Origin of the sequence: Streptomyces sp. NPDC057950, assembly GCF_042887295.1 — a bacterium.
Classification (GTDB): domain Bacteria; phylum Actinomycetota; class Actinomycetes; order Streptomycetales; family Streptomycetaceae; genus Streptomyces; species Streptomyces kaempferi.
In genome coordinates, this window is the sequence record NZ_JBHVPP010000012.1 from 156418 (window position 1) to 178606 (window position 22189).

A 22189-nucleotide genomic window follows, 5' to 3' on the forward strand; every position below is an offset into this window, starting at 1 on the left:
TCAGTGCCTTCGGGCTGCCCCCAAACGCACAGGGGCTCGGAGCGGAGAAGTCGTCGAGGCCGGTGAACACCGCCGCGTTACCGCACTCCCTCCGAGACAGGTCGGATGTCATCATACAAACTCCGTCCCAGGTATAGGACTTGGCGACATGGTTCCGTACATTCATCGGATGTCTGAGCCTTCGCTCGTCCTGTGGGAGATCGACTATGCGCACCATTGTCGCCGCGTGCCTTGCTGCCGCCGTGGCCTGTCTTGGTTTCACCGGCGGCCCGCCCGAAGCCGTCGCCGCCGACGCGTCCGCCCACGCGGCGGACACTCTGCATGTCGCGCCGGACGGGCGCGGTTCGGCGTGCAGTGACCGGAATCCGTGCAGTCTCGAGACTGCTCGCGACCGTGCGAGATCTCTCGTCCCGCAGGCCCCGGGCGACGTCGTGGTCGAACTGGACGGCGGGACCTACCGGCTCACCGCTCCCTTCCGGCTGGGCGTCCAGAACTCCGGCCGGCCCGGCCACCCGGTGGTGTACCGGGCGGCCGCGGGGCAGACGCCGGTGCTCAGCGGCGCGACCCGGATCACCGGGTTCGCGCGCGTCGACGTGGCGAAGAACATCTACCGGGCCAAGGTTCCCGCAGGCATCACCAGCCGGGAGTTGTTCGTCGACGGGAAGCGCGCTGACCGCGCCCGCGGGACGCGCAACCCGTCGGGGTTCTCCGTGACCGCCACCGGTTTCACCACCGCTGACGCCTCGTACACCGCGTGGACGAACCCCGCGCAGGTCGAGGTCGTGCACAACAGCGGCTGGAAGCAGATGCGTTGCCCGCTGGCGTCCATCACCCGCTCCGCGCACGGCGGCTCGGACCTCACCGTCGATCCCGGTTGCTGGAACAACAACCACAACGCGGTGCCCAACCCGAGCTTCCCCTTCAACGGCGCCGGACTGCCGTCGATGGACGGCATCACCTGGCTGGAGAACGCCTACCAACTCCTCGGCACACCCGGCCAGTTCTATCTCGACGAGGGCGCCGGGTACCTCTACTACGTGCCGCGCGCGGGCGAGAACCTGGCGACGGCGGACGTCGAACTGCCGGTGGCGCCCGAACTCGTCGACGCCTCGGGAACCCCGGGACACCTGGCCCCGGTCAACGACACCGACTGGCGGGCGACTTACTCCGGCAACTGGGGCCACTCCGAAGGCCGGCATCTCGGCGACCTGAACGCGGACGTGCACTACACCGCCGACAACGGCGACGCGGTCAGCTACACCTTCACCGGCGCCGGGATCCAGGTGCTGTCGGAGACCAACTCCGACGAGGGCACCGCGGACGCGTACATCGACGGGAAGAAGGTCTCGACGGTATCCGGCGACGGGCCGGAGCGGCTGGCCCAGCAGGTCATGGTCTCCGTCACCGGACTGCCGAAGGGCAAGCACACCCTGCGTCTGGTCAAGACCGGCGGCGCCTACCTGCTCGTCGACGGATTCACCGTGATCCCCGACGTCGTGGCACCCGTGCACGACATCGTCTTCTCCGGGCTGACCTTCGCCTACACCACGTGGAACGCCCCGTCCGCCGAGGGCTACGTGGACAACCAGGCCGGGGTGCTCTGGGACCCGGCGACCCGCACCCCGATCCGGATACCCGCGGCGGTCCAGGTGCACCGGGGCAAACGGATCTCCTTCTCCGGCGACGTGGTCCAGCACACCGGGACCAGCGGCATCGACCTGGCCGACCAGACACAGGACTCCACGATCGAGGACAGCTCCGTCACCGACACCTCCGGCAGCGGTGTCCTGGTCGGCGAGGTGGACGACTACTACCAGACCGACCCCGCCCTGATGACGAGCGGCAACACGGTCTCGGGCAACACCGTGCAGTTCCCCGGCCAGGAATACCAGGACGCGGTCGGCGTCTGGGTCGGCCACAGCAGGGCGACGACCGTCTCCCACAACGACGTCGGCTACACCCCGTACTCCGGCATGTCCATCGGCTGGGGCTGGGGATGGGCGTCGAGCTGCACCCTGCAGGCCAAGCAAGGTCTGCCCGACCCCTGCCTGCACGGCACCACGTACGCCGGCGGCAACAAGATCCTCGGCAACCACGTGCACAGCGTGATGGGCGCGCTCTTCGACGGCGGTCCGATCTACACCCTCGGCGGCCAGTCCGCACCCTCGGAATTCGCCGGGAACGTGCTGTCGGAGTGCATCGACGGCTGCAACATGATCTACCACGACGAGGGCAGCTCGATGTGGAACACCCACGACAACGTCGTGCGTTTCGCCAACGGGTCGCTCTGGACGAACCTGTGGACGCCGAGCATCCACGACGACTCGATCCACGACAACTACAGCGACACCGCCTCCTACAACAACAGCGGCACCGACATCACCTTCGAGCAGGCCACCGTGGTGACGGACGGGAACTGGCCGCCGGCGGCCAGGGCCATCATCGACGCCGCCGGCCCCGGCACCCTCCCCGGCCGCACCGTCGACGACGACGACCTGCGGATCTCGTACACCGGCAGCTGGTCCTCCAGCGGTTCCCGCAGCTACGGCGACCTCGACAACGGCGTGCACTACGCGCAGCACGACGGCGCCGCCGCCACGATCACCTTCACCGGCACCGGGATCAGCTTCCTCACCGAGACCAACTCCGACGAAGGCGACATCGCCGTCACGCTGGACGGCCACTCCAAGGAGACCGTCAGCGCGAGTACCCCGCAACGGCACGCCCAGCAGAGCGTGTACACGGTCTCGAACCTGCCGGCCGGCACGCACACCCTGACTCTCACCAAGGCCGGCGGCGACTACCTCCTGGTGGACGGCTTCACCCTCGACTGACCGCCGTCACAGGCAACTCACCGCCACCGGGCCGGCCATGCGCCGGGAGAAAGGAAACACCCATGCTTGCCGCACCCAGACGTAAACTGCTCACCGTGCTGACGGCACCCGCCGCGGTCGTCGCACTGCTCGCCGGCGCGCAACTCGCCGTAGGCCGCACGGCCGACTCCCCGGCAACCGCGTCCACCGCCTCGCACGCCCAGGCGCCTCAGGACCGGCGGGTCGCGGCCTGGTCGCCGAGCATGACGGTCGGCGGACCGAACTTCAACGACCAGACCATACGGATGGTCGCCCACTCCACCGTCGACGGCGACGCACTGCGCATCCACCTGTCCAACCTGCGCGGCACGATCCCGCTGTCGGTGGGACACGTCACCATCGGCGCGCAGGCCGACCGGGCGACGGCGGTCGCCCGGTCACTGCTCCCGGTCACCTTCGATCACCGGCGGTCCGTGACCGTCCCCACCGGCGGGGAAGTGGTCAGCGACCCGGTGGCCATGCACGTCAAGGCCGACCAGAGCGTCCTGATCAGCATCTACCTGCCCCATGCGACCAGTTCCGCCACCTGGCACTCCGACGCCTTCGACACCAGCTACCTGTCGACGCCGGGCGACCACACCACCGAGACCTCCGACGCGTCCTACGTCGCGGCGAGAACCTCCTGGTACTACCTGTCCGGGATCGACGTCGTCCCGACGCGCGCCCGCGGCACCGTGGTGGCCTTCGGCGACTCGATAACCGACGGTTACAACACCCCGGCGGGGGCCTACCGCCGCTGGCCGGACGACCTGGCCCGGCGGTTGGCCGCCACCAGCCCGATGGGCGTCGTGGACGCCGGTATCGGCGGCAACCGCGTCCTGACGGACGTCCCCAACATCTGGCAGGGCGTCAGCGCCCGCAAGCGCTTCGCCCATGACGCGCTCGGCCAGCCAGGAGTCAGGGACGTGATCCTCTTGGAGGGCATCAACGACATCGGCAACAACGCCGGTCCCGGCGGCGCGCCACTGACCGCGCAGGACCTGATCGACGGCTACCGCGACCTGATCCGGCAGGCGCACGCCGCGGGAGTCCGGATCATCGGCGGCACCATGCTGCCCGACAAGGGCAACGGCTACTACAGCGACTCCGCGGAGGCGATCCGCCAGGCGGCCAACCAGTGGATCCGCACCAGTGGGGCCTTCGACGGCGTGGTGGACTTCGCCAAGGCCGCCGCCGACCCGGCCGACCCCGCCGCCCTCAACCCGGCCTACGACTCCGGCGACCACATCCACCCCAATGAGGCCGGCATGCAGGCGCTGGCCAACGCGGTCGACCTCTCCCTGCTGACGGGGACGTGACGGCGGTAGAGGCGGCAGGTCGGGTGCCGGCCAGTCCGAAGGGGTGCGGCCCGGCGTCCCGCGGCGCCGGTCAGCCGCGGTTGTTGGTGGGCAGGGGGCGGACGCGTCGGCCCGCAGAAGTTCGGCGCGGAGCACGTTCTGCCCGTCAAGGACTTCGGTGAGGATGCGGCGGGCCGCGCGCAGGAGACGTCGCCGCCGGCCAGCGCGTAGCTGACGGTGGACCCCTCACGGATGGAGATCACGACGCCGGAGCGGCGCAGGACTCCGTCCACACGTCGGGAACATCCCCGTGGGCGCGGGGAGCAGGCCAAGCCCAGCGGCGGCGAGCTCCCGGTTCCTTCAACTCCCCCTGCCCGACGTAGCGACTCCAGCAGCCGCATCAGCTCGGACTGGGACAAGGCCATCGCGCGCTCCTCCGGTTGAACTGCCCGTTCAACAGGGAGACTTGCGCGATGGCCTGCCCTTGTTCAAGGAGCATGCAACGCCGGCGAATGCACGCCCCGGTCAGACACCCGCGCGTTCCGGGACCCCGCCCGGCCACACCACTTCATGGGACGCGATCACTCCACCCCTGCCGCAGTGGCGGTTGAGTGCCACTGACCGAGCCGGCCGTCCGAGGCCCGCCCAGGTACCGCCGGCCGGCAGCCGCGGACGTCGCGGTGCGGCGGGCGATGTGAGGCAACCCCGCCTCAGCGCCGACCGACGCCCTCGGGTGAAGACACACGACGCGCCCCACCTTCCCCCGAGTCCTCGTCCCTTACACTCGAGCCGTTACGCAACGTGAGGAACGATGTGAGAAGCGTGAACGAAGCGCTGCGGAGCCCGCGGCGCCCTTTTGTGCTCGGCGCAGTCCTGACGGTCGCGCTGGTAGCTCAGTCAGCCGCACTCATCGCCCAGCAAATGCAGCTCGACGGTCTGCAGACACAGCCCGTCGACCTCCAGGAGCACCTCGAGCCCGGTCCCCCCGGGCCGTCCGGCCCGTCCGGCCCTCCCGGTGCGGACGGCGCCATCGGTCCGCCGGGCAAGGACGGGACAGACGGGCAGGACGGGCGGGACGGACGGGATGGACGTGACGGGAAGGACGGACGGGACGGCAAGGATGCCGTCGCCCCGCCGTAGCCGAGCGGCCCTCCGTAAAGCGCTTGAAGTGTTCAACCCCCCGCGGGGCAGAGCGGATGACGAGTCCCCGTGACGCGGCCGCGGAGAACTTCCCTGCTTGATCGAGGACTGAGAGGTGTCGGCGGGCCTGAGCCCCGGCGCGTCGAAGTCGCCCCCTGAGCAAGTGAATACGGTTCCTTTTCATCGTCACACAGCGTGAGGGTTACGTGAGAAGCGTTAACGAGGCGTGGCGCGGTCCGCGGCGCCGCCTTCTGCTCAGCGCAGTTCTGACTGTCGCGGTCGTCGCTCAGTCAGCTGTGATCGTCGCCCACCAACAGCAGATCGACGAGCTCCGAGCGCGGCGCATGGAACTCCAGGGGGACGGCATCATGCGCGGCCCCTCGGGGGCACCCGGCCCCTCTGGTCCATCGGGTCCGCCCGGCCCTACGGGCCCGACAGGTAAAGCGGGGTGGCACGGGAAAGACGGCCGCCACGGCGGGAGGGGCCATAACGGAAGGCGAGGCGCAAACGGCAGGAACGGGCACGTTATTCCTGCGGAACCAACGCCGGATGAGATCGACGACTGAATTCTCAGTCACCGCCTGACCGTCCGCCCAGGTACCCGGCAAGTGGCCGGCCTTGCCGCACGTGCGATCGGCGGGCCTTGCCTCGCCGATCGAATGCCGGGCCCCATCCTGGTCGACGGCCGTCTCGTCGGCACAGGTGTGATCACGGCGGCTGACCCACGGACGAATCACGTTCAGCGGCTCGGTCCCGGGCGGCTTCCTGCTTCCCGCTTCCTGCTTCCCCATCGCTAGGCAGAACGGGCCTCGACGTCCCGGTCGCATCCGCCGGAAGCAGTAGACGCTCACGCGGATGCCCGCCGTCAGGCAACCGTGGCTGCGGGCGATCTACGACCAAGGATGCCGACCCGTCAGAGGTAGTAAGGAAGTGATCCATGCCTCTTCACCGACCCAGTCCGGCGGCGGCATGTGCTCAGGCCACTTCTTCACCAGGTCCCAAGCGAGGTGCAGCCCTCCCTGCGCCAGGTCTCTGTCCCCAACACCCCGCCCGTGTGGGGAGATCCGGGGAACACGGCCTGGGCGTACCGCAAGCGGATCACCGGTGCGCTCGGCGTCTAGGATCACTTTCTTCGGCAAGTCGCCCCGGGGAGGCGGAAGAAGTGGTCAGTGCGGTTTTGGTTCACGGCCTGTATCACCGGCCCGAGCACTTCATCCGGGTTGCCGAAGGCCTGCGAGCGGCAGGCGTGGACGTGGTCACTCCCGAACTGCACCGCGGTTCCCTGGCCGCGGACACGGCGGCCGTGCAGGCCGCCGTTGACCTGCTGGCGGAGCCTCCCCTGGTTCTGGGGCACTCCTACGGGGGATCGGTGATCACCGGTCTGCGCGGAGTCGGGCGTCTGGTGAATCTGGCGGCCTTCGTGCCGGATGTGCGGGAGAGTGCGGCGAACCTGGGCGGCGCCTCTGCCGAGTTGAAGACCGCCATCGAACCGCGGACGGACGGTTCCACGTACCTCGACCCGAGCCGGGCCGCGAAGGTGCTGTACGGAGACTGCCCTGAGAGCCTGGCCGCTTGGGCAGTGGGACTGCTACGACCCCAGGCGGCCGGCTGTGGGCGAGGAATCCCGGAACGTCAGGGCTGGAGACATGTCCCCTCCGTCTACGTCGTCTGCACGGAGGACCGAGCTGTCGACCCGGACCTCCAACGGGTGATGGCCGCACGCTGCGACTCCGTTCGCGAGTGGGCGACGGGGCACTCTCCGTTCGTCGGACGCGCGGAGCTGGTCGTCGACCTGGTGCGCGAACTGCTCGGCGCCTGCGACACACCGGGCGACGCGGACCGGGGCGTCACGGCCACTCCTTGAGTTCCCGCGGGGGGTGTAACCGGAGACGTAATCCTTGTCGACGCGCACCCGCCTCGGCCGGATACCGGGCCCGCCCGGTCCCGGTCCGGGCACCCTGAAGCGAACTGGGGCCGTCCAACCTGCCGCCGGAGCCGCATCGGTGGTCGGCCGGGCTTCCCGCCCCTTCGGCAACTGCGCCTGCGGCACTGCTCGTTGTGCCCCACAGAGGGAACCGCCCTGCGTCACTCGTTGCTGAGCACCATGCGGAACCGCGCGGAGCCGGCGAGCATCTTGCGGTACGCCTCGTCGGTCTGGGTAAGCGGCACGACCTCCGTCATCGGGCGGATGCCATGCAGGGCACTGAACGCCATGGTGTCCTGTATGTCCTGCGACGTGCCGCTCGGATGTCCGCGGACGACCTTGGCGGCCGTGATCAGTTGGGCCGGGCTGATCCCCAGCGGTGTGCCGTCCAGGCCGATGACGACCAGCTCGCCGCGGTGGCGCAGTCCGTCCACCGTCGCCGTGATCGCCTCGGAGTTCGAAGCGGTGGCGAGGACGACCTGTGCGCCGCCGAGGGATCGCAGCGCCGCGCCGACCGGGGTGTCGGCGGTGCTGTCGACGTAGTGGTGGGCTCCGAGCCGCTTGGCGAAGTCCGCCTTGCCCGTACCACGGGCGATGGCCACCGTCTCGAAGCCCATCGCGACCGCGTACTGCACCGCCAGGTGGCCGAGTCCGCCGACCCCGAGGACGGCCACCAGGTCACCCGGCCGTGCCGAGCTGCGCCGCAGTCCGTTGAACACCGTCACTCCCGCGCAGCCCAGCGGCGCCGCGTCGGTCGCCGCCAGCGCGTCGGGGATCCGGGCCAGGGTGTCCACCGGTACGACGACCGACTCCGCGTATCCTCCCTCGTACGCCCATCCGGGCACCTTCAGGTTCTCGCAGACGATGAAGTCGCCTTCCCTGCAGGGTGTGCAGTAGCCGCAGGCGCCGCCGAACCAGCCGACCTCCACCCGGTCGCCGACCTCCCAGCCGCGGCCCTGTGTCCCTTCTCCGAGTTCCTCGATCCGGCCGGCGATCTCGTGTCCGGGGACCACCGGGAACGTCACGCCCGGAACCCCGGCGTTCACGAAGAAGGTGTCGCTGTGGCACACCCCGCAGGCGTCGACCGTGATCCGCACATGGCGGGGGCCCGGCGGAGTCGCCTCTCGCTCGGTGATCTCGAACGGACCGCCGGCGGACTCCACTTGAGCGACTCGATAGGTGGTCATCTGGATCCCTGCCTTGGAGAGTCGGAGCGATCTCGAGGCTCTCTGTCCGCAGGTGGTCATGGGAGGCCCGCGAACCCGACGCGTATCAAACGCGGACCGGACCGGCGGGCATCGCCTCTGTGGTGTGCGCCGGTCAGCGGCAGGGTGCGAGTGCGCCCTCGCACCCCGACAGGCCGCTGGCGGGCGCGGCGGCGGGTGATTTCACGTTACAGCAGCTCACAGGGGTCGGCGAGTTCGCCGATGCCCCGGCTGTCGCGCTCACGCCAGTTCCCGTTCCCGCCCGGGTGCCCGCAGCGAGCGCAGTGGGCCGCGGTGCAGCGGAGTCGTGTGCCAGCGCACGCCGAACGTGCCGTCCGGCAGCGCGCAGCTCACGGTCAGGCGGTGCGGGGTCTCCAGGAACACCACGTCGAAGCGGAGGGTGTCCGGGTCCGTCCATCCTCCGCTGGCCGCCAGGGGGATCGGTCCGTCCTCGACCGTCCACTCCGCCGGGGCGAGCCGCAGTTCGTGCCGCTGGTCGCCCTCCGTGAGCGACACCCTCCAGCCGTCACCGTCCTTCGGGGCCATCACCTCGACGCCGGTCAGGGTCCGCTGCTCCGCGCAGACACCGCCCCGAGGGGCGAACACGGCGCCGGCCCAGGCGTCACCCGCGGCCGGCGGCACGGCGCTCGCCTCGACCGGTGGCAGGGCCAGTCCCGCCAGCCGGTGTCGCAGCCCCTCGTCCTCCGTGCCCGGGAGCGGCGCGGAGCCGAACGCCGGGAGAAGGTGCCGCCACATCAGGTCCAGCAGGCCCTGCATGTCCTCGGTCGCCGCCGTCGTCGCGATCACCGCGTCCTGTTCGGGAAGCACCACGCAGAACTGCCCGAAGGCACCGTCACCGCGATAGCCGTGCCGGCCCATCCAGAACTGGAACCCGTATCCCCGCTGCCAGTCGGACCGCGCACCCGCGGGCGTACCGTCCGAGGTGGGGATCTGCTCGCGCGTGGCCTCCCTGATCCACCAGGAGGGCAGCAGGCGTTCGCCGTCCCAGACGCCGTCCTGGAGGTAGAACTGGCCGAGCCTGGCGACCGCGTCCGTCGCCGCGTGCAGACCGCTGAAGCCGAGGTCGCGACCCGGCGGACGCTGCAGCCAGGCGGTCTCGCCGATGCCCAGCGGGTCGAGCAGGCGGGGCCGCAGGTACTCGGTCAGTGACCGGCCGGTCACCCGCTGCACGATCGAGGCGAGTGTGTACGTGGCGGGCTGGTTGTAGGCGAACACGGTTCCCGGCTCGCGGTCCGGCGGCACGAGGAGGAATCCCCGCACGATCTCCTCGCGGTCGACGCGGGCGGCCGCCTCGAAGGTCTCACCGAGGTGACCGCTGGCCATGGACGCCACGTGCCGGACGAGCATGGCACGGCTGCGCGGGTCGGTGATCTCGGCCTCGAACTCGGGGAAGTACGAGATCACGGGATCGTCGAGGCGCACCAGTCCTTCCGCCACGGCGAATCCGGCGGCCGTGGACGTGAAGCTCTTGCTGAGCGAGTACAGCAGGTGGAGGCGGTCGGGTGCGTACGGCGCCCACCAGCCGGAGGCCACGACATGCCCGTGGCGCAGGAGCATCAGGCTGTGCGGTTCGATGTCCGGCGCGGCCTCGACCGCGTCGAGGAACGCGTGGACGCCCGTGGCGTCGACCCCCTGGGCGGCGGGGGTGCTGACGGGCAGGGGACGGGCACTCATACGCGGGCCTCCGGGGCGACGACGGGTGACAGCGGCGGGTGACTGACGGTGACGGGTGGCGACGGATGGAGTGATGCTCTTCGGTGCATTCACCATCCTTCCCCTGTGCGTCGCCACCTGTCCATGAGGTGCGTGCAGGACTCTTGAGGCCCAAGTGACGTGGTGCGTAGGATCGTTGACACCGGAATGAAACGTTTCAATCATGAAGGGCGACACATGGCCAGGGATTGGAACCGCCGCGTCTTCCTCCGCGGCTCCGCGGGCTCCGTCGCGGGAGCCTCCGTCGCACTCGGCCCCGGCGCCGTCACCGCCTCCGCGTCGCCCGGGGCGGGCGCGCACGCCCCGCACGAGGGCGGGCTGCGCATCGGCCGGACGACCGTCGAGTACGCGGAGACGTTGCTCGGGACCGAGGTCGAACACCCGCGGCTCACCTGGGAGTTGGCCGCTCCGGGAAAGGGCGCCCGGCAGTCCGCCTATCAGGTGCGGGTGGCACTCGCCGAGAAGGAACTGCGCGCCGGACGCCGCCTCGTCTGGGACTCTGGCCGCGTCCAGTCGGACCGTACCGTCGGCATCGTCTACGCCGGGCCCGCCCTGCGACCGCGCACTCGCTACCACTGGCAGGTCAGGGTCTGGGACGGCGCGGGACGGCCGTCGGCGTGGAGTGCCCCGCGTTGGTGGGAGACAACGTTGCCGAAGGACGCCTGGGAGGGGTTCTGGATCGGCGCCTCCGCGGCGCCCGAGCCGCCCGGCTTCACGGGTGCGTCGTGGATCTGGTCGCCGGGTTCGACCGCCGACGGGGCACCCACCGGACCCTGCTGGTTCCGCGCGGCGACCGCGCTCCCCACCGGGACGGAGGTGCGCCGGGCGACCCTGGTGGCCACGGCCGACGACGACTTCACGCTGTACCTCGACGGGCGGCAGGTCCTCCACCAGCCCGAGCAGACGGACGCCTGGCGCACCGGGCACGTCGCCGACGTCACCGAGCAGGTCCGAGGAGCGGCCGGCGGCAGGATCGTGGTCGCCGCCGTCGCGACCAACCGCGGCAACGTGTCGGTCAATCCGGGCGGCCTTCTCGTCCGCCTCCTGGTCGACACCACCGGCGGCGACACGGTCGAACTCGTCACGGGTCAGGGCTGGCGCTGCGTCAGGGACGAACGGGCGGGGTGGCAGCAGCCGGGGTTCGACGACGGCGACTGGCCCGCGGCCGTCGTGCTCGCGCCCTACGGACAGGGCCCCTGGGGAACCGGCGTGTCCCTCAGCGCTCCCGAACAACCCGCTCCCCTGCTGCGCCGCGAGTTCACCCTGCGAAAGGCCGTGACGCGCGCCCGGCTCCACATCAGCGGACTCGCCTACTACGACGCCGAGATCAACGGTGTCCGCATCGGCCGCCAGGTGCTCGACCCCGGCTTCACCGACTACGACGAGACGGTGCTGTACGCGGTGCACGACGTGACGGACCGGGTCCGGCGCGGCACCAACGCGATCGGAGTCACTCTCGGCCGCGGCTTCTTCGGGCTGACCACGCCCAACGCGTGGAACTGGAACCGGCCGCCCTGGCACGGCGAACCCCGGCTGCTGGCGCAGCTCGAGATCGACCACCCGGACGGCTCGCGCACCGTCGTCGCCACGGACGGGGAGTGGCGCATCGCCGACGGCCCCACCCGCTCCAACTCGCTCTACGCGGGCGAGAGTTACGACGCCCGCGAGGCACCCGCGCACTGGACGCGCCCCGGCTTCGACGACCGGGGATGGCAGCGGGCCGGGCGGCAGACCGCCCCCAGGGGCACCCTGCGCGCGCAGGCGCACGACCCCATCGAGGTCGCGGAGACCCTGCGCCCGGTCGCCGTCGACGAGTTGAGCGCGGGCGTGTACGTCGTCGACATGGGCCGGACGCTCGCGGGCTGGACCCGGCTGACCGTGCGCGCACCGGCCGGGACGACCGTCCGTCTCGCGCACGGTGAGCGGCTGAACCCCGACGGCAGCGTGCTCGCCCGCAACGATCTGGTGCCGGGGCGCTGCCAGACCGACGAGTACGTGTGCGCGGGCGGCGGCGCGGACGAGGTGTGGGAGCCCAGATTCTCGTACAAGGGCTTCCGTTACGTCCAGGTCAGCGGGCTGCCTTCGAAACCCGAGCCCTCGCAGGTGCTCGGCCGGGTGGTGCACACCCGGGTGGAGGCCACCAGCACGTTCTCCTGCTCCGTGCCGTTCTACGAGCAGTTGGAGCGGGCGATGCGCCGCACGGTCCTGAACAACCTGCACGGCATCCCGACGGACACCCCGGTGTACGAGAAGAACGGCTGGACGGGGGACGCCCAGTTGGGCGCGCCCGTATGGGCCTACGCGTTCGGGGTGCACCGTTTCCTGACGAAGTGGCTGGGGGACCTGAAGGACAGTCAGAACACCGAGGGGCAGCTGCCGGTGATCGTGCCGAGCGGGGGCTGGGGCTACCACGAGTTGGCGCCCGCTCCGGAGTGGACGACGGTCTATCCCTTCCTGCTGCGGGAGATGTACCGCGTGTACGGGGACGAGCGCACGGCCCGCGACCACTGGGCGCCGCTCGTGCGGTACCTGGACTGGGAGATCGCCCGGCTCCAGGACGGGCTGGCGGTGACCGCTCTGGGCGACTGGCTGCCGCCGGGCTACGACGGTGGCGTGCCGCCCGAGGACACCAGGCTGACCGCGACCGCGTATCTGCACCGCGCGCTCACCGGCACGGCGGAACTGGCCGACCTGCTCGGTGACTCGGCGGTGGCGGCCCGCTACCGGAGCACGGCCGACGCGCTCAAGGAGGCTTTCAACGCGGCCTTCCTCGGCGCGGACGGCCACTACCGGACGGCGAAGGACCCCGACTACCGGCAGACGAGCAACTGCGTCCCGCTGGCGTTCGGGCTCGTCCCGCCCGGCGCCCGGGCCAGTGTGGTCGACTCGCTGCTGGCCGACATCGAACGGCGCGGCAACCACCTCAACACCGGGGCACTGGGCACGAGCGTGCTGTTGCGGGAGCTCTCCGCCCAGGGCCATCCGGAGGTGGCCCACGCGCTCGCCACCCAGCGCACGTACCCGAGTTGGGGCTACTGGTTCGATCACGGCGCCGACACCATGTGGGAGGCGTGGTCGCTCGACGCGCGCTCCCGGGACCACTACTTCCTGGGCACCGTGGCGCAGTGGCTCTACGAGAACGTGGCGGGCCTGCGCCCCGGCGACGGCGGCTACCGTACCTTCACCGTCCGCCCGGACGGCCGGACCGGCGTCGACTGGGCCCGTACCTCGCTGCACACCGTGCGCGGTGAGGCGGCCGCCGCGTGGTCCGCCGTCGACGGGACGATCCGGCTGTCGGTGCGGGTGCCGGTCGGGGCGACGGCGGAGGTCCACGTGCCGGCGGCGAGCCGCGCGGCCGTGACAGCTCCGGCCGGCGCGGAGTTCAGGCGTGCGGAGCCCGGGTTCGCCGTGTACACGGTGCCGCACGGGAACTGGGACTTCGTGGCGCGCGCCTGAGCGTCGCCGGGGAGGTCGCGGCGCGTCGGCGAAGGAAGTGTCAGAGGGTTGTGCAGACCCGGCCAGGGGTTGTCGGGCCACCGACATAATGCACGGATGATCAAGCCCTCCCCCACCTCCGCGCCGACGCGGCGCGTCCCGGTCGTCGTCATCGGCGCGGGCCCCGCCGGGCTCACCGTCGCGAACATCCTGCGCACGGCGGGCGTCGACTGTGTGGTGCTGGAGACCGAGAGCCGGGAGTTCGTCGAACAGCGGCCCCGCGCTGGGTTCATCGAGGAGTGGGCGGTGCGGGCGCTGCGCGAGCGGGGGCTCGCGGACCGGCTCGTGGAGCGGGCGCAGGCACACAGCGCCTGCGAGTTCCGTATCGACGGCGAACGCCACCGCTTCCGGTACGCCGAGCTGACCGGGGAGCGGCACTTCGTCTATCCGCAGCCGCTGCTGGTGACCGACCTGGTGCGCGCGTACGCCGATGTGAAGGGCGGCGACATCCGGTTCGGGGTGAAGGACGTGGCCCCGCACGGCCTCGACGGCGACCGGCCCTCGGTGCTGTACACGGATCCGGCCACGGGCGAACGGCGGCGCATCGACTGCGAGATCGTGGCCGGCTGCGACGGCGCCCGTGGAGTGACCCGCTCCTGCGTGGTGCCCGGACGGGGCACCGTCGCCCGTCACGACTACGGGGTCGGGTGGCTGGCTCTGCTGGCCGAGGCGCCACCGTCCAGCGACTGTGTCGTCTTCGGCGTCCACCCCCGGGGATTCGCCGCTCACATGGCCCGCGGTCCGGAGGTCACCCGCTACTACCTGGAGGTCGCGCCGGGCGAGGATCCGCAGCGCTGGTCGCACGACCGCGTGTGGACGGAGCTGCACGCCCGACTGGCGGTGGCCGGAGCGCCCCCGCTGACGGAGGGGCGGCTGATCGAGAAGCGCGTGCTCGACATGCACAGCTACGTCGTGGAACCGATGGCGTACGGACGGCTGTTCCTGGCGGGCGACTCCGCTCACCTCGTGGCGCCGATCGCCGCGAAGGGCATGAACCTCGCGTTGCACGACGCCCTGCTCCTGGCGGACGCCCTCGTCGCGTACTGCGGCACGGGGGACGACAGCGGGCTGCGTGACTACTCGGCGGCCTGTCTGCGACGGGTCTGGGAGTACCAGGAATTCTCGCAGTGGCTGGCCGAGTTGCTGCACGGGCCGTCCTCCGGCGACCCCTTCCGGGCGGGTGCCGCGCGCGCCCGGCTGCGACGGATCCTGGACTCGCCCGCGGCGGCGGCCACCTTCGCCGCGTCGTACATCGGCCAGGACGCCGTGACCTGAACGGCCGTGGGCGGCCGCCCGGCAGCACGGTGGCTCGGTGGCTCGGTGGCTCGGTGGCTCGGTGGCTCGGTGGCTCGGTGGGAGAACGGTGGCCCTGGTGGGAGAGCAGGCCCGAACTGTTCGTACATGTGAGCTACATGAAAAGAATTCAGGAAAAACAGGACCCGGGAATCGTTCACCTTTGAACACCCACCGTCACACCCGCCGTACCAACGGGAAAGGTGAGTGCCCGGTGCGCAGCGAGGGATGACCATGGTCAAGGTGCAAGTCTCCACGGACGAGTCGGTCGCGGGAAGATACCGGCTCCTGGAGGTCGTCCATCAGGAGGAGGGACGCGAGGGCTGGAACGGCCAGGACGTCGAGTCCCGTCGGCTCGTCACCTTGACCCGGTCCCGGCGCCCGGCGCATCTGCGCGAGGAGGCCGAGCTGCGCACCGCCGTACGGATCACCCGTGAGTCCGAGGCGCTGGGTCTGGTCTGCCCCGGGCGGGTGGCCGTCGTCGTCGACGTCGTCGAGGACGACGCGTTCCTGTGGACGGTCACCGCACGGCCGGCCGGCGTCCCCCTGGCCACGCTCCTCGCGCACGGCCCTGTCGACCACGTCAGGGCGGCCCGCATCGGGCTCGATCTGCTCGACGTCCTGGGTGCCGCGCATCAAGAGGGTTTCACACACGGCGACCTGAGTCCCGGGCAGGTGTGGGTGGAGGAGTCCGGCGGGCTCACGGTGGGCGGATTCGGGCTGATGGGAGCCACCGCCTCGCCCCGCGTCACGGCACCCTCGTACGCCTCGCCCGAACAGGCCCGAGGTGAGGGCGGCGGACCGGCCACCGATCTCTGGGCGCTGGGCGCGATCATGTACGAGATGGTCGAGGGCCGGCCGGCGATCCGGGACCGGGGCAGCCTCGAGGCGACGTTCCGCGCGGTGGAGCGGCTGCCCATCCGGGCCCCGCTCACCGCCGGGCCGCTCGGTCCGGCCATCCAGGGGCTCCTGCGCCGGGATTCCGTGGAGCGGGTGCCCGAGTCGGTCGTACGGGAGGCACTCACGCGCATCCTCAAGGCGGAGCTCGACGACTCGGAGCCGACCGGGACGCTGCCGTTGTTCGAGGAGTCCGGCTTCGAAGGCCCGCGCCCGGGACGGGCGCGCGGCGGACGGCCCGTCAGCAGGCCGGTGTTGCTGGGGGGAGCGCTGGCCGTGACGGTCGTCTGTTTCGCCGGTCTCGCCATGGCGGGCGGGCTGTCCGACCGCGGCACGTCCGCGTCGGGCTCCGCCCCGTCCCCCTCCGCCTCCGATCGGCCCGCCGGCTCCCCCGCTCCCACCGCCGGCGGCACGGACCCCCGGGCGACCCCCTCGGCCCCGGCGTCCCGCTCCTCGTCCCCGTCCGCCTCGCGCTCCCCCTCCCCGTCCCCGTCCCGCACCGGCCGACAGGACCCGCCGGCCGGTTTCTTCCTCTTCACGGCGTCCCAGGGCTTCGCCATCGACCTCCCCGAGGGCTGGGCGCCCCTGCGGACCGAGCGGTCCGCCGACCAGTCCTACCGTGTCCTGCTCGGCGCGAGCGGCGACCCGCGCACCCTGACCGTCACGTACAGCACCCAGCTCGCCCCGGACCCCGTCGCGGTCTGGAACGAGGTGGACACCTCTCTGCGGGCCGAGCCCATCGACTACGAGCGGGTGGGTGACATCCGCTCCGTCGACTATCGCGGTCACAAGGGCGCGGACATGGAGTGGCTCTCGACGGCGGACGGGGTCCGTGAGCGCACGTTCGGGCGCGGCTTCCTCGTCGACGGCCGGCGCGGGTTCTCCCTGCGGTGGACGACCCCTGCGGACGACTGGGGCACGGCCGCCAACCGGCAGGCGCTGGACACGTTCCTGCGGACGTTCACGTACACGTCGGGGTGATCCGGGCCGGGCCCCCCGCCGGTCCTGTGCCGGCTCCTGTCCCCGGGCCCGGTGTCCGGTCCCTCACCCCGTCCGGGCGCGGGGGTGAAGGCCGACGCGGTCAGCGCCGGTCGGCCGGTCTTCGCTGGGAGAGCCACAGCGCGACCGCCTCGGAGATGGGCTGGCCGGTCTCCAGCTCGATGAAGCCGAACTGACCGCCCTGGTTGCCCTCCAGGAACCACCACACCCCTTCTTCGTCCTCGGCGAAGTCGAAGGCCGTGTAGGCGAGTTCGGTGAAGGCCGTGTACTCCTGCACCGAACGGGCGATACGCCCCGGCACCGCGATGGGCTCCCAGACGTGCCCGGTCTCGCCGAAGCGCCCGTCGACCTGACCCGCCACCGCGGTCTTGCGGGCGCCGAAGAGACGGTCGCCGATGCAGGTGAGCCGGATGTCGGCGCGCTTGGGAATGTACTGCTGGAGCAGCGCGGGTCCGGCCGCGACACCGGAGAAGTCCGCGTCGGGGCCGATCAGGGTGGTGGGCAGCGCCACCGGAGGTTCGCCGGGCGGTGGCCCGGAGGCGGACTTGACCACCACCTGCCGGTACTCCTCCACGAACTGCTGGGCCACCCGCGGCGCGGTCGTGATGACGGTCGGTGGCACCGCGAACCCACTGCTGTGCGCCACCCTCAGCTGCCAGGGCTTGTGCCGGGCCTGCTCGGCCCGGCGCGGGTGGTTCATCCAGCGGGTCGAGGCGGAGTAGAGCATCCCGAACAGCGCCTGCCGGGTCTCCGCGGTCAGCCAGGGCGAGGGCTCGGGCGCGTGCGCCGCGGGCTCCCCCGGGCGGCGCACCCACACGGATCGCAGTCCGCCCATGCTGAGCACATGGCCGTTGACCGAGAGGTAGCCGTCGAAGTCGCCGTGCGCGTAGTCCGCGGACAGGACCGCACGGCCCGGCACGTCGGCGGGGTCCAGGCGCACCATGGGCACGCCCTGTTCGTGCAGCCTGGCCACGACCATGTCGGCGGTGACGTCCTGCTCCGCCGTGAGAATCAGTACCGTCATCGGGGTGAGTGGCCGTCAGTCGTCGAAGTGCGTCTGGGAACCGGCGGTCGATGTCGTCGTACCGGTCGCCATCAGGAGAGCGCGGTCGCTGACGGCCGGTCTGCCGTCCGGCAGCACGTTCAGTTGCAGGGACACGTCGAAGTGGTACGGGGGTACAGCGGCCGACTGCCCCGTGGGCAAGGCGTAGTTGAGGGTGAACGGTCGCACGATGGATCCTCCCGCCGGTCTCACGATGTACTGCCCCCTCCCCTACGTGTGATGACTGTAAGGAATTCATCACTTTGCGCCACATCGGGGTGAACAGCGTCACATCGCGTTGTTTCAGGCTTACTTGATTCCGTTGTTGCTCGTGTGTCTGCTTGATCCGGCCAAACCTACGGCCAAAGCTTCATTCTCTGTGATCTTAACTCCGCACTTACCTTGGAGAGTTCCCGGTGACCGCAACCTTCGTCCCGACCGCAGGATCCGTCGCGCGCCCCGACGCGCAGGTACCCGTCTCACGTGAGGCGCGGGACACCCTCCCGCGTGACGCACAGGACTCCGTCTCACGGGACGCGCGTGACTTCGGGGCCTACGCGCGGACCGGCGGCTGGGCCTTCGCCCTGAAGGTCGCGCGCAGCGTGCGTCCCGGCGGCCAGTCCGCCGACGAGACCGCGAAGGTGTCCGCGAAGGAGTTCGCCGAGCTGGCCGGCTGTTCACCCGAGCGGGTGATGCGCTACTACAAGGCGTGGGACAAGGCGGCCGACGACGGTCTCGTCCCCCACTTCGAGGTCCTCGTCCCGGGCGAGGAGACCGAACTGCCGGACGCGGACGCGTGGCTGACGTACTACGCCTCCCGCTCCAGCGCGTCCTCCGAACGGGGAAGCGCCATCGCCGAGGCGGCGCAGGCCGAGGGCATCCGCCCCACCAAGGCACTGGAGGTCGCCGAGAACCCCACCGCGCTGCGGGCCGCGATCCTCGCCGACCCCTCCACGGCGCAGGCGGCCCGCACCGCGCTGCTGGACAGGGTGAAGGAAGACCCGGCGCTGCAGGCCGAGTTGGCCCGCGACATCGCGCGTACCGACGAGCTGAAGAAGGCGGTGGCCACCGAGACCAGGGCGGCCGACCGGATCGGCTACGTCCGCCAGATCGCCGAGAAGGGTCAGATCAGGACCCCGGCGGGGCAGACCCTCGACGCGCCTGCCGAGCTCCGCTCGGAGGCCGAGCGCCATCTGTCGCTCCTGGACGAGCTGGACGAGGGCGAGGACACCGGCGAGTGGGCGGCCGAGGCCTACGACACGATGAAGGGCCTGGTCGTCGAGACCGTCGAGGCAGACCCCGAACTGCGGGTCCAGGAACGCCGTACGAAGTTCTACAACAGCCTGCAGCGGGCCACGAAGGTCTTCGAGGAGCTGACCTTCGACGACGCCGACGACATCTACGAGGACGACATGGTGCAGCGGCTGGAGGACCTCCAGCAGGCGATCGGCTCCTGCATCGCGGCGCTTCGGGGCGCGGCGCCGCGAGAGTGAGCGGAATCGGTGTCCGTGTCCCGGATCAGGACGCGGAAGCGGACCCGGTCCGGTCCTCGCCCAGATAGTGGGTCATGCGCTCGACCAGGGGGCGCGGCGCGTCCGGCCGGAAGCAGAGGTCGAGGTTGTCCGCGGACTCGGCCGCCGCCGCCTCGCTGCGGGCGAAGAGCGCCTCCTCGTACACCGCCAGTGCCTTCTCGGCGTCGTCCCGGTGGGTGGCGAGGGCGGTCGCGAGTTCGGCACCGTCGAGCATGGCGAGGTTGGCGCCCTCGCCGGCGAAGGGGGACATCAGATGCGCGGCATCGCCCAGCAGGGTGACGCCCGGGGTGCGGTCCCAGCGGTGGCCGACGGGCAGCGCGTGGACCGGCCGGGGCACGAGCTCGCCGTCCGCGTCGGCGATCAGCGCTCGCAGGCGTTCGTCCCAGTCGGGGAAGTGCTCCAGCAGCGCCGTCCTGGCCGCCGCGGTCGCGGTGAAGTCGATGGGTCCGGCGGTGGCCCAGTCGGCGGGCGTGCGCAGGGCGACGTAGACGTGCAGCGAGCCGTCGGGGTCGCGGTGGGCGAGGAAGCCCTTGGCGTCGGCGAGGGCGAACATCATGCCGTGGCCGACGAGGGCCGCGCTCACCGGATGCCGGGTGTCGGCGTCGGGGAGGTGCGCCTCGACGAAGGAGAGTCCGGAGTAGACCGGGGTGGCGTCCGAGACCAGCGGGCGGACCTTCGACCAGGCGCCGTCGGCGCCGATCAGCACATCGGCGGTGAACGTCTCCCCGTCGGCGAGCGTCACCTCGTGCCGACCGTCGTCGAGTGTCCGTACGCCGGTGGCCTTGGCGCCCCAGCGGACGGTGTCCGGGGGCAGTGAGCCGAGCAGCAGGTCACGCAGCGCCCCTCGCCTGACCTCGGGCCGTCCGCCGCCCTCGCCGTCGTTCTCCATGTGGACGACGGCCGCCTTGTCGAGGATGCGCATGGCCTCGCCACCGGGGTGGATGAGGTCCCGGAACGCGTCGTGGAGCCCGGCGGCGCGCAGCGCGGCCTGCCCGGACTCCTCGTGCATGTCCAGCATGCCGCCCTGCGCGCGGGCGGTGGGCGACGCGTCGAGGTCGAAGACCGCGGCCTCGATGCCGCGCCGGTGCAGCACGCGGGCGAGCGTGAGGCCGCCGAGACCGGCGCCGACCACGGCTATGGGGTGATGGATCGACATGTCGCTACTCCTTGGGGAGGGTCGGGCGGGACGTGTCGGACGTCCCGTGCCTCGGGGTGTGCAGGATTCCGCTGATCAGCACCTGGAAGCCCCAGTGCATACGCGCCTCACCGGGCCCTGAGAGCAGTTCGGCGCCCGCGGCGGTGACATGCGGATGCCGTTCGCCGGAGGCGCCGTGCAGTGCGGCGGCGAGCGCGGCCCATTCACCCTCGGCGTCGGCGGGATCCTTCTCCCCGGGAGCGTGTTCGGCGGCGGTCGCGGTGGCGAACTGCAGCAGCAGATCCACCGCCCAGGCCGCGCGCGCCCGGGGGATGCCGCCCTCGCTCATCAGGGCGAGCAGTGCGTCCAGCAGGTCCAGATAACGGTCGCCGGACGGGCGGGACACCAGGGCCGAGCGGGCCAGGCCCGGGTGCTCGAACAGCACCGCCGTATACGAGGTGAGCACCTCGACGAGCCGGTCGCGCCAGTCGCCGTCCGCGCGGGCCGGGCCGAGGTCGACGGCGCCAAGGAGCTCGTCGAGCACGGCCGCGTGCAGTTCCGCGGTGTTGCGTACGTAGACGTAGAGCGAGGCCGGGCCGGTGTCGAGCTCCTGTGCCAGGCGGCGCATGGTGACCCGGTTCAGACCTTCGGCACGCATCAGGGCCACGGCGGTCTCGATGATGCCTTCCCTGGTCAGGGCCGGTTTCGCCGGTCGCTCACGACGGCTCGGGCGGGGTGCGGGGTGTGCTGTCACTCCCTCAAGGTAACGAACATGTTCGCCACGAACAAGTACGTGACGAACATGTTCGTTCACTTCTCCCGCCGTGGGTGAGTAGGCGTACTCATGCCGTCACTCCCCCGCTCCAGCACGATGGGGCGACCCCGGACCGCGGTCCGGGACCAGGACCACGACCAAGGAGCTCACCCGTGAACCGACTTCACCTCTCCTCGCTCGCCGGCCCGGCGTCCGAGGCGCTGCCGGAGCACCACGCGGGGCGGCGGGTCCTGCCGACAGTGCTCGTCGCGCTCGTCGTCGCGGGCCTGGCCGTCTCCGCCTGGAATCCGCACGACGGGACGACCTGGCTGCTGGAGACCGTGTGGGTGCTGCTCGGGCTGCCCCTCGCCGTGCTGTTCCGGCGCCGCTTCCCGCTCACGAACCTGCTGTGCTGCCTACTGGCGGCGCACGCGCTGGTCCTCGCCGTGGGAGGTCACTACACGTACGCGGAGGTACCGGTGGGCGACTGGGTACGGGACGGGCTCGGGCTCGCCCGCAATCCGTACGACCGGTTCGGTCACCTCATGCAGGGGTTCGTGCCCGCCGTCCTGGTACGGGAGGTGCTGAGCCGGACCTCACCTTTGCGCGGCAGTCGCTGGCTCGCGCCGCTGACCGTGGCCGCGTGCCTGGCCTTCAGCGCGCTCTTCGAGATGTTCGAGTGGGCGGCCGCGGTGATCGGCGGCCACTCGGCGGACGCCTTCCTGGCCACCCAGGGCGACGTGTGGGACACCCAGTGGGACATGTTCTGCGCGCTGATCGGAGCCACGTTGTCCGTCATCCTGCTCGGCCGGGCACACGACCGGCAGCTCGACGCGCTCCGGAGCGAAGGGCCCGGTGAGGACGCCCGGTGACGGGCCCACAGGCGGTA

14 protein-coding genes and 1 pseudogene are annotated in these 22189 nt (G+C 71.2%); 8 read left to right on the top strand and 7 right to left on the bottom strand.

Annotated features, from left to right (window positions below):
- Positions 1 to 206: 206 nt before the first annotated feature.
- A complete protein-coding gene (locus tag ACFVTC_RS21185) occupies positions 207 to 2834 on the top strand; it encodes a hypothetical protein (RefSeq protein ID WP_390129139.1) in 2628 nt (875 codons plus the stop codon).
- Positions 2835 to 2896: 62 nt separating this feature from the next.
- Positions 2897 to 4171 (top strand): SGNH/GDSL hydrolase family protein, encoded by a 1275-nt coding sequence (locus ACFVTC_RS21190; RefSeq protein ID WP_390129140.1) that lies wholly within the window; start codon positions 2897 to 2899, stop codon positions 4169 to 4171.
- An 87-nt stretch (positions 4172 to 4258) separates the two neighbouring features.
- On the opposite strand, the pseudogene ACFVTC_RS21195 reads toward ACFVTC_RS21190, so the two are convergent.
- Positions 4259 to 4434 (bottom strand): annotated as a pseudogene (locus ACFVTC_RS21195) (transcriptional regulator); the annotation flags it as partial.
- Between the two features lie 2018 nt (positions 4435 to 6452).
- Here ACFVTC_RS21195 and ACFVTC_RS21200 point away from each other — a divergent pair.
- Positions 6453 to 7154 carry an alpha/beta hydrolase gene (locus tag ACFVTC_RS21200; protein ID WP_390129142.1) on the top strand — a complete coding sequence of 234 codons (702 nt, stop codon included), beginning with the start codon at positions 6453 to 6455 and terminating at the stop codon, positions 7152 to 7154.
- A gap of 221 nt (positions 7155 to 7375) precedes the next feature.
- On the opposite strand, the gene ACFVTC_RS21205 is transcribed toward ACFVTC_RS21200, so the two are convergent.
- Positions 7376 to 8401 (bottom strand): alcohol dehydrogenase, encoded by a 1026-nt coding sequence (locus ACFVTC_RS21205; RefSeq protein WP_390129145.1) that lies wholly within the window; start codon positions 8399 to 8401, stop codon positions 7376 to 7378.
- A 258-nt stretch (positions 8402 to 8659) separates the two neighbouring features.
- Complete coding sequence (locus tag ACFVTC_RS21210; protein WP_390129147.1) at positions 8660 to 10114, bottom strand: serine hydrolase domain-containing protein; 1455 nt, start codon at positions 10112 to 10114, stop codon at positions 8660 to 8662.
- Between the two features lie 216 nt (positions 10115 to 10330).
- Between ACFVTC_RS21210 and ACFVTC_RS21215 the strand changes: the two genes are divergently transcribed.
- The 3 genes from ACFVTC_RS21215 (at position 10331) to ACFVTC_RS21225 (ending at position 16819) form a co-directional block, all read left to right on the top strand.
- On the top strand, positions 10331 to 13609 hold the full coding sequence (locus ACFVTC_RS21215) for a family 78 glycoside hydrolase catalytic domain (RefSeq protein ID WP_390129149.1): 3279 nt from the start codon (positions 10331 to 10333) through the stop codon (positions 13607 to 13609).
- 96 nt (positions 13610 to 13705) lie between these two features.
- Positions 13706 to 14923, top strand: coding sequence for a 4-hydroxybenzoate 3-monooxygenase (locus ACFVTC_RS21220; protein WP_390129151.1), 1218 nt, complete (start codon positions 13706 to 13708; stop codon positions 14921 to 14923).
- Between the two features lie 252 nt (positions 14924 to 15175).
- Entirely contained in the window at positions 15176 to 16819 is a 1644-nt protein-coding gene (locus ACFVTC_RS21225) for a serine/threonine protein kinase (protein ID WP_390129153.1), read from the top strand.
- A gap of 100 nt (positions 16820 to 16919) precedes the next feature.
- Here ACFVTC_RS21225 and ACFVTC_RS21230 read toward each other — a convergent pair whose 3' ends face one another.
- Together ACFVTC_RS21230 and tgmA are read right to left on the bottom strand one after the other, a co-directional pair.
- Entirely contained in the window at positions 16920 to 17861 is a 942-nt protein-coding gene (locus ACFVTC_RS21230) for an MvdC/MvdD family ATP grasp protein (RefSeq protein WP_211118122.1), read from the bottom strand.
- 15 nt (positions 17862 to 17876) lie between these two features.
- Positions 17877 to 18068, bottom strand: coding sequence for a putative ATP-grasp-modified RiPP (tgmA, locus tag ACFVTC_RS21235; RefSeq protein WP_028804150.1), 192 nt, complete (start codon positions 18066 to 18068; stop codon positions 17877 to 17879).
- Between the two features lie 227 nt (positions 18069 to 18295).
- On the opposite strand from tgmA, the gene ACFVTC_RS21240 reads away from it, so the two are divergent.
- Positions 18296 to 19372 (top strand): hypothetical protein, encoded by a 1077-nt coding sequence (locus tag ACFVTC_RS21240; RefSeq protein ID WP_390129155.1) that lies wholly within the window; start codon positions 18296 to 18298, stop codon positions 19370 to 19372.
- 25 nt (positions 19373 to 19397) lie between these two features.
- Here ACFVTC_RS21240 and ACFVTC_RS21245 read toward each other — a convergent pair whose 3' ends face one another.
- Both ACFVTC_RS21245 and ACFVTC_RS21250 read right to left on the bottom strand, forming a co-directional pair.
- Positions 19398 to 20567: an FAD-dependent oxidoreductase gene (locus ACFVTC_RS21245; protein WP_390129156.1), complete on the bottom strand. Its 1170-nt coding sequence runs from the start codon at positions 20565 to 20567 to the stop codon at positions 19398 to 19400.
- A 4-nt stretch (positions 20568 to 20571) separates the two neighbouring features.
- The gene (locus tag ACFVTC_RS21250) at positions 20572 to 21300 is read right to left on the bottom strand and encodes a TetR/AcrR family transcriptional regulator (protein ID WP_390129159.1); all 729 of its coding nucleotides are present in this window, start codon (positions 21298 to 21300) and stop codon (positions 20572 to 20574) included.
- Positions 21301 to 21551: 251 nt separating this feature from the next.
- Here ACFVTC_RS21250 and ACFVTC_RS21255 point away from each other — a divergent pair, with 251 nt between their 5' ends.
- Positions 21552 to 22172 carry a DUF2238 domain-containing protein gene (locus ACFVTC_RS21255; RefSeq protein WP_390129341.1) on the top strand — a complete coding sequence of 207 codons (621 nt, stop codon included), beginning with the start codon at positions 21552 to 21554 and terminating at the stop codon, positions 22170 to 22172.
- Positions 22173 to 22189 lie beyond the last annotated feature (17 nt).

Excerpts from the sequence above, each read along its gene's own strand:
- ACFVTC_RS21185 (WP_390129139.1), top strand. The coding sequence starts at position 207 with ATGCGCACCATTGTCGCCGCGTGCCTTGCTGCCGCCGTGGCCTGTCTT.
- ACFVTC_RS21190 (WP_390129140.1), top strand. The coding sequence starts at position 2,897 with ATGCTTGCCGCACCCAGACGTAAACTGCTCACCGTGCTGACGGCACCC.
- ACFVTC_RS21205 (WP_390129145.1), bottom strand. The coding sequence starts at position 8,401 with ATGACCACCTATCGAGTCGCTCAAGTGGAGTCCGCCGGCGGTCCGTTC.
- ACFVTC_RS21210 (WP_390129147.1), bottom strand. The coding sequence starts at position 10,114 with ATGAGTGCCCGTCCCCTGCCCGTCAGCACCCCCGCCGCCCAGGGGGTC.
- ACFVTC_RS21215 (WP_390129149.1), top strand. The coding sequence starts at position 10,331 with ATGGCCAGGGATTGGAACCGCCGCGTCTTCCTCCGCGGCTCCGCGGGC.
- ACFVTC_RS21220 (WP_390129151.1), top strand. The coding sequence starts at position 13,706 with ATGATCAAGCCCTCCCCCACCTCCGCGCCGACGCGGCGCGTCCCGGTC.
- ACFVTC_RS21225 (WP_390129153.1), top strand. The coding sequence starts at position 15,176 with ATGGTCAAGGTGCAAGTCTCCACGGACGAGTCGGTCGCGGGAAGATAC.
- ACFVTC_RS21230 (WP_211118122.1), bottom strand. The coding sequence starts at position 17,861 with ATGACGGTACTGATTCTCACGGCGGAGCAGGACGTCACCGCCGACATG.
- ACFVTC_RS21245 (WP_390129156.1), bottom strand. The coding sequence starts at position 20,567 with ATGTCGATCCATCACCCCATAGCCGTGGTCGGCGCCGGTCTCGGCGGC.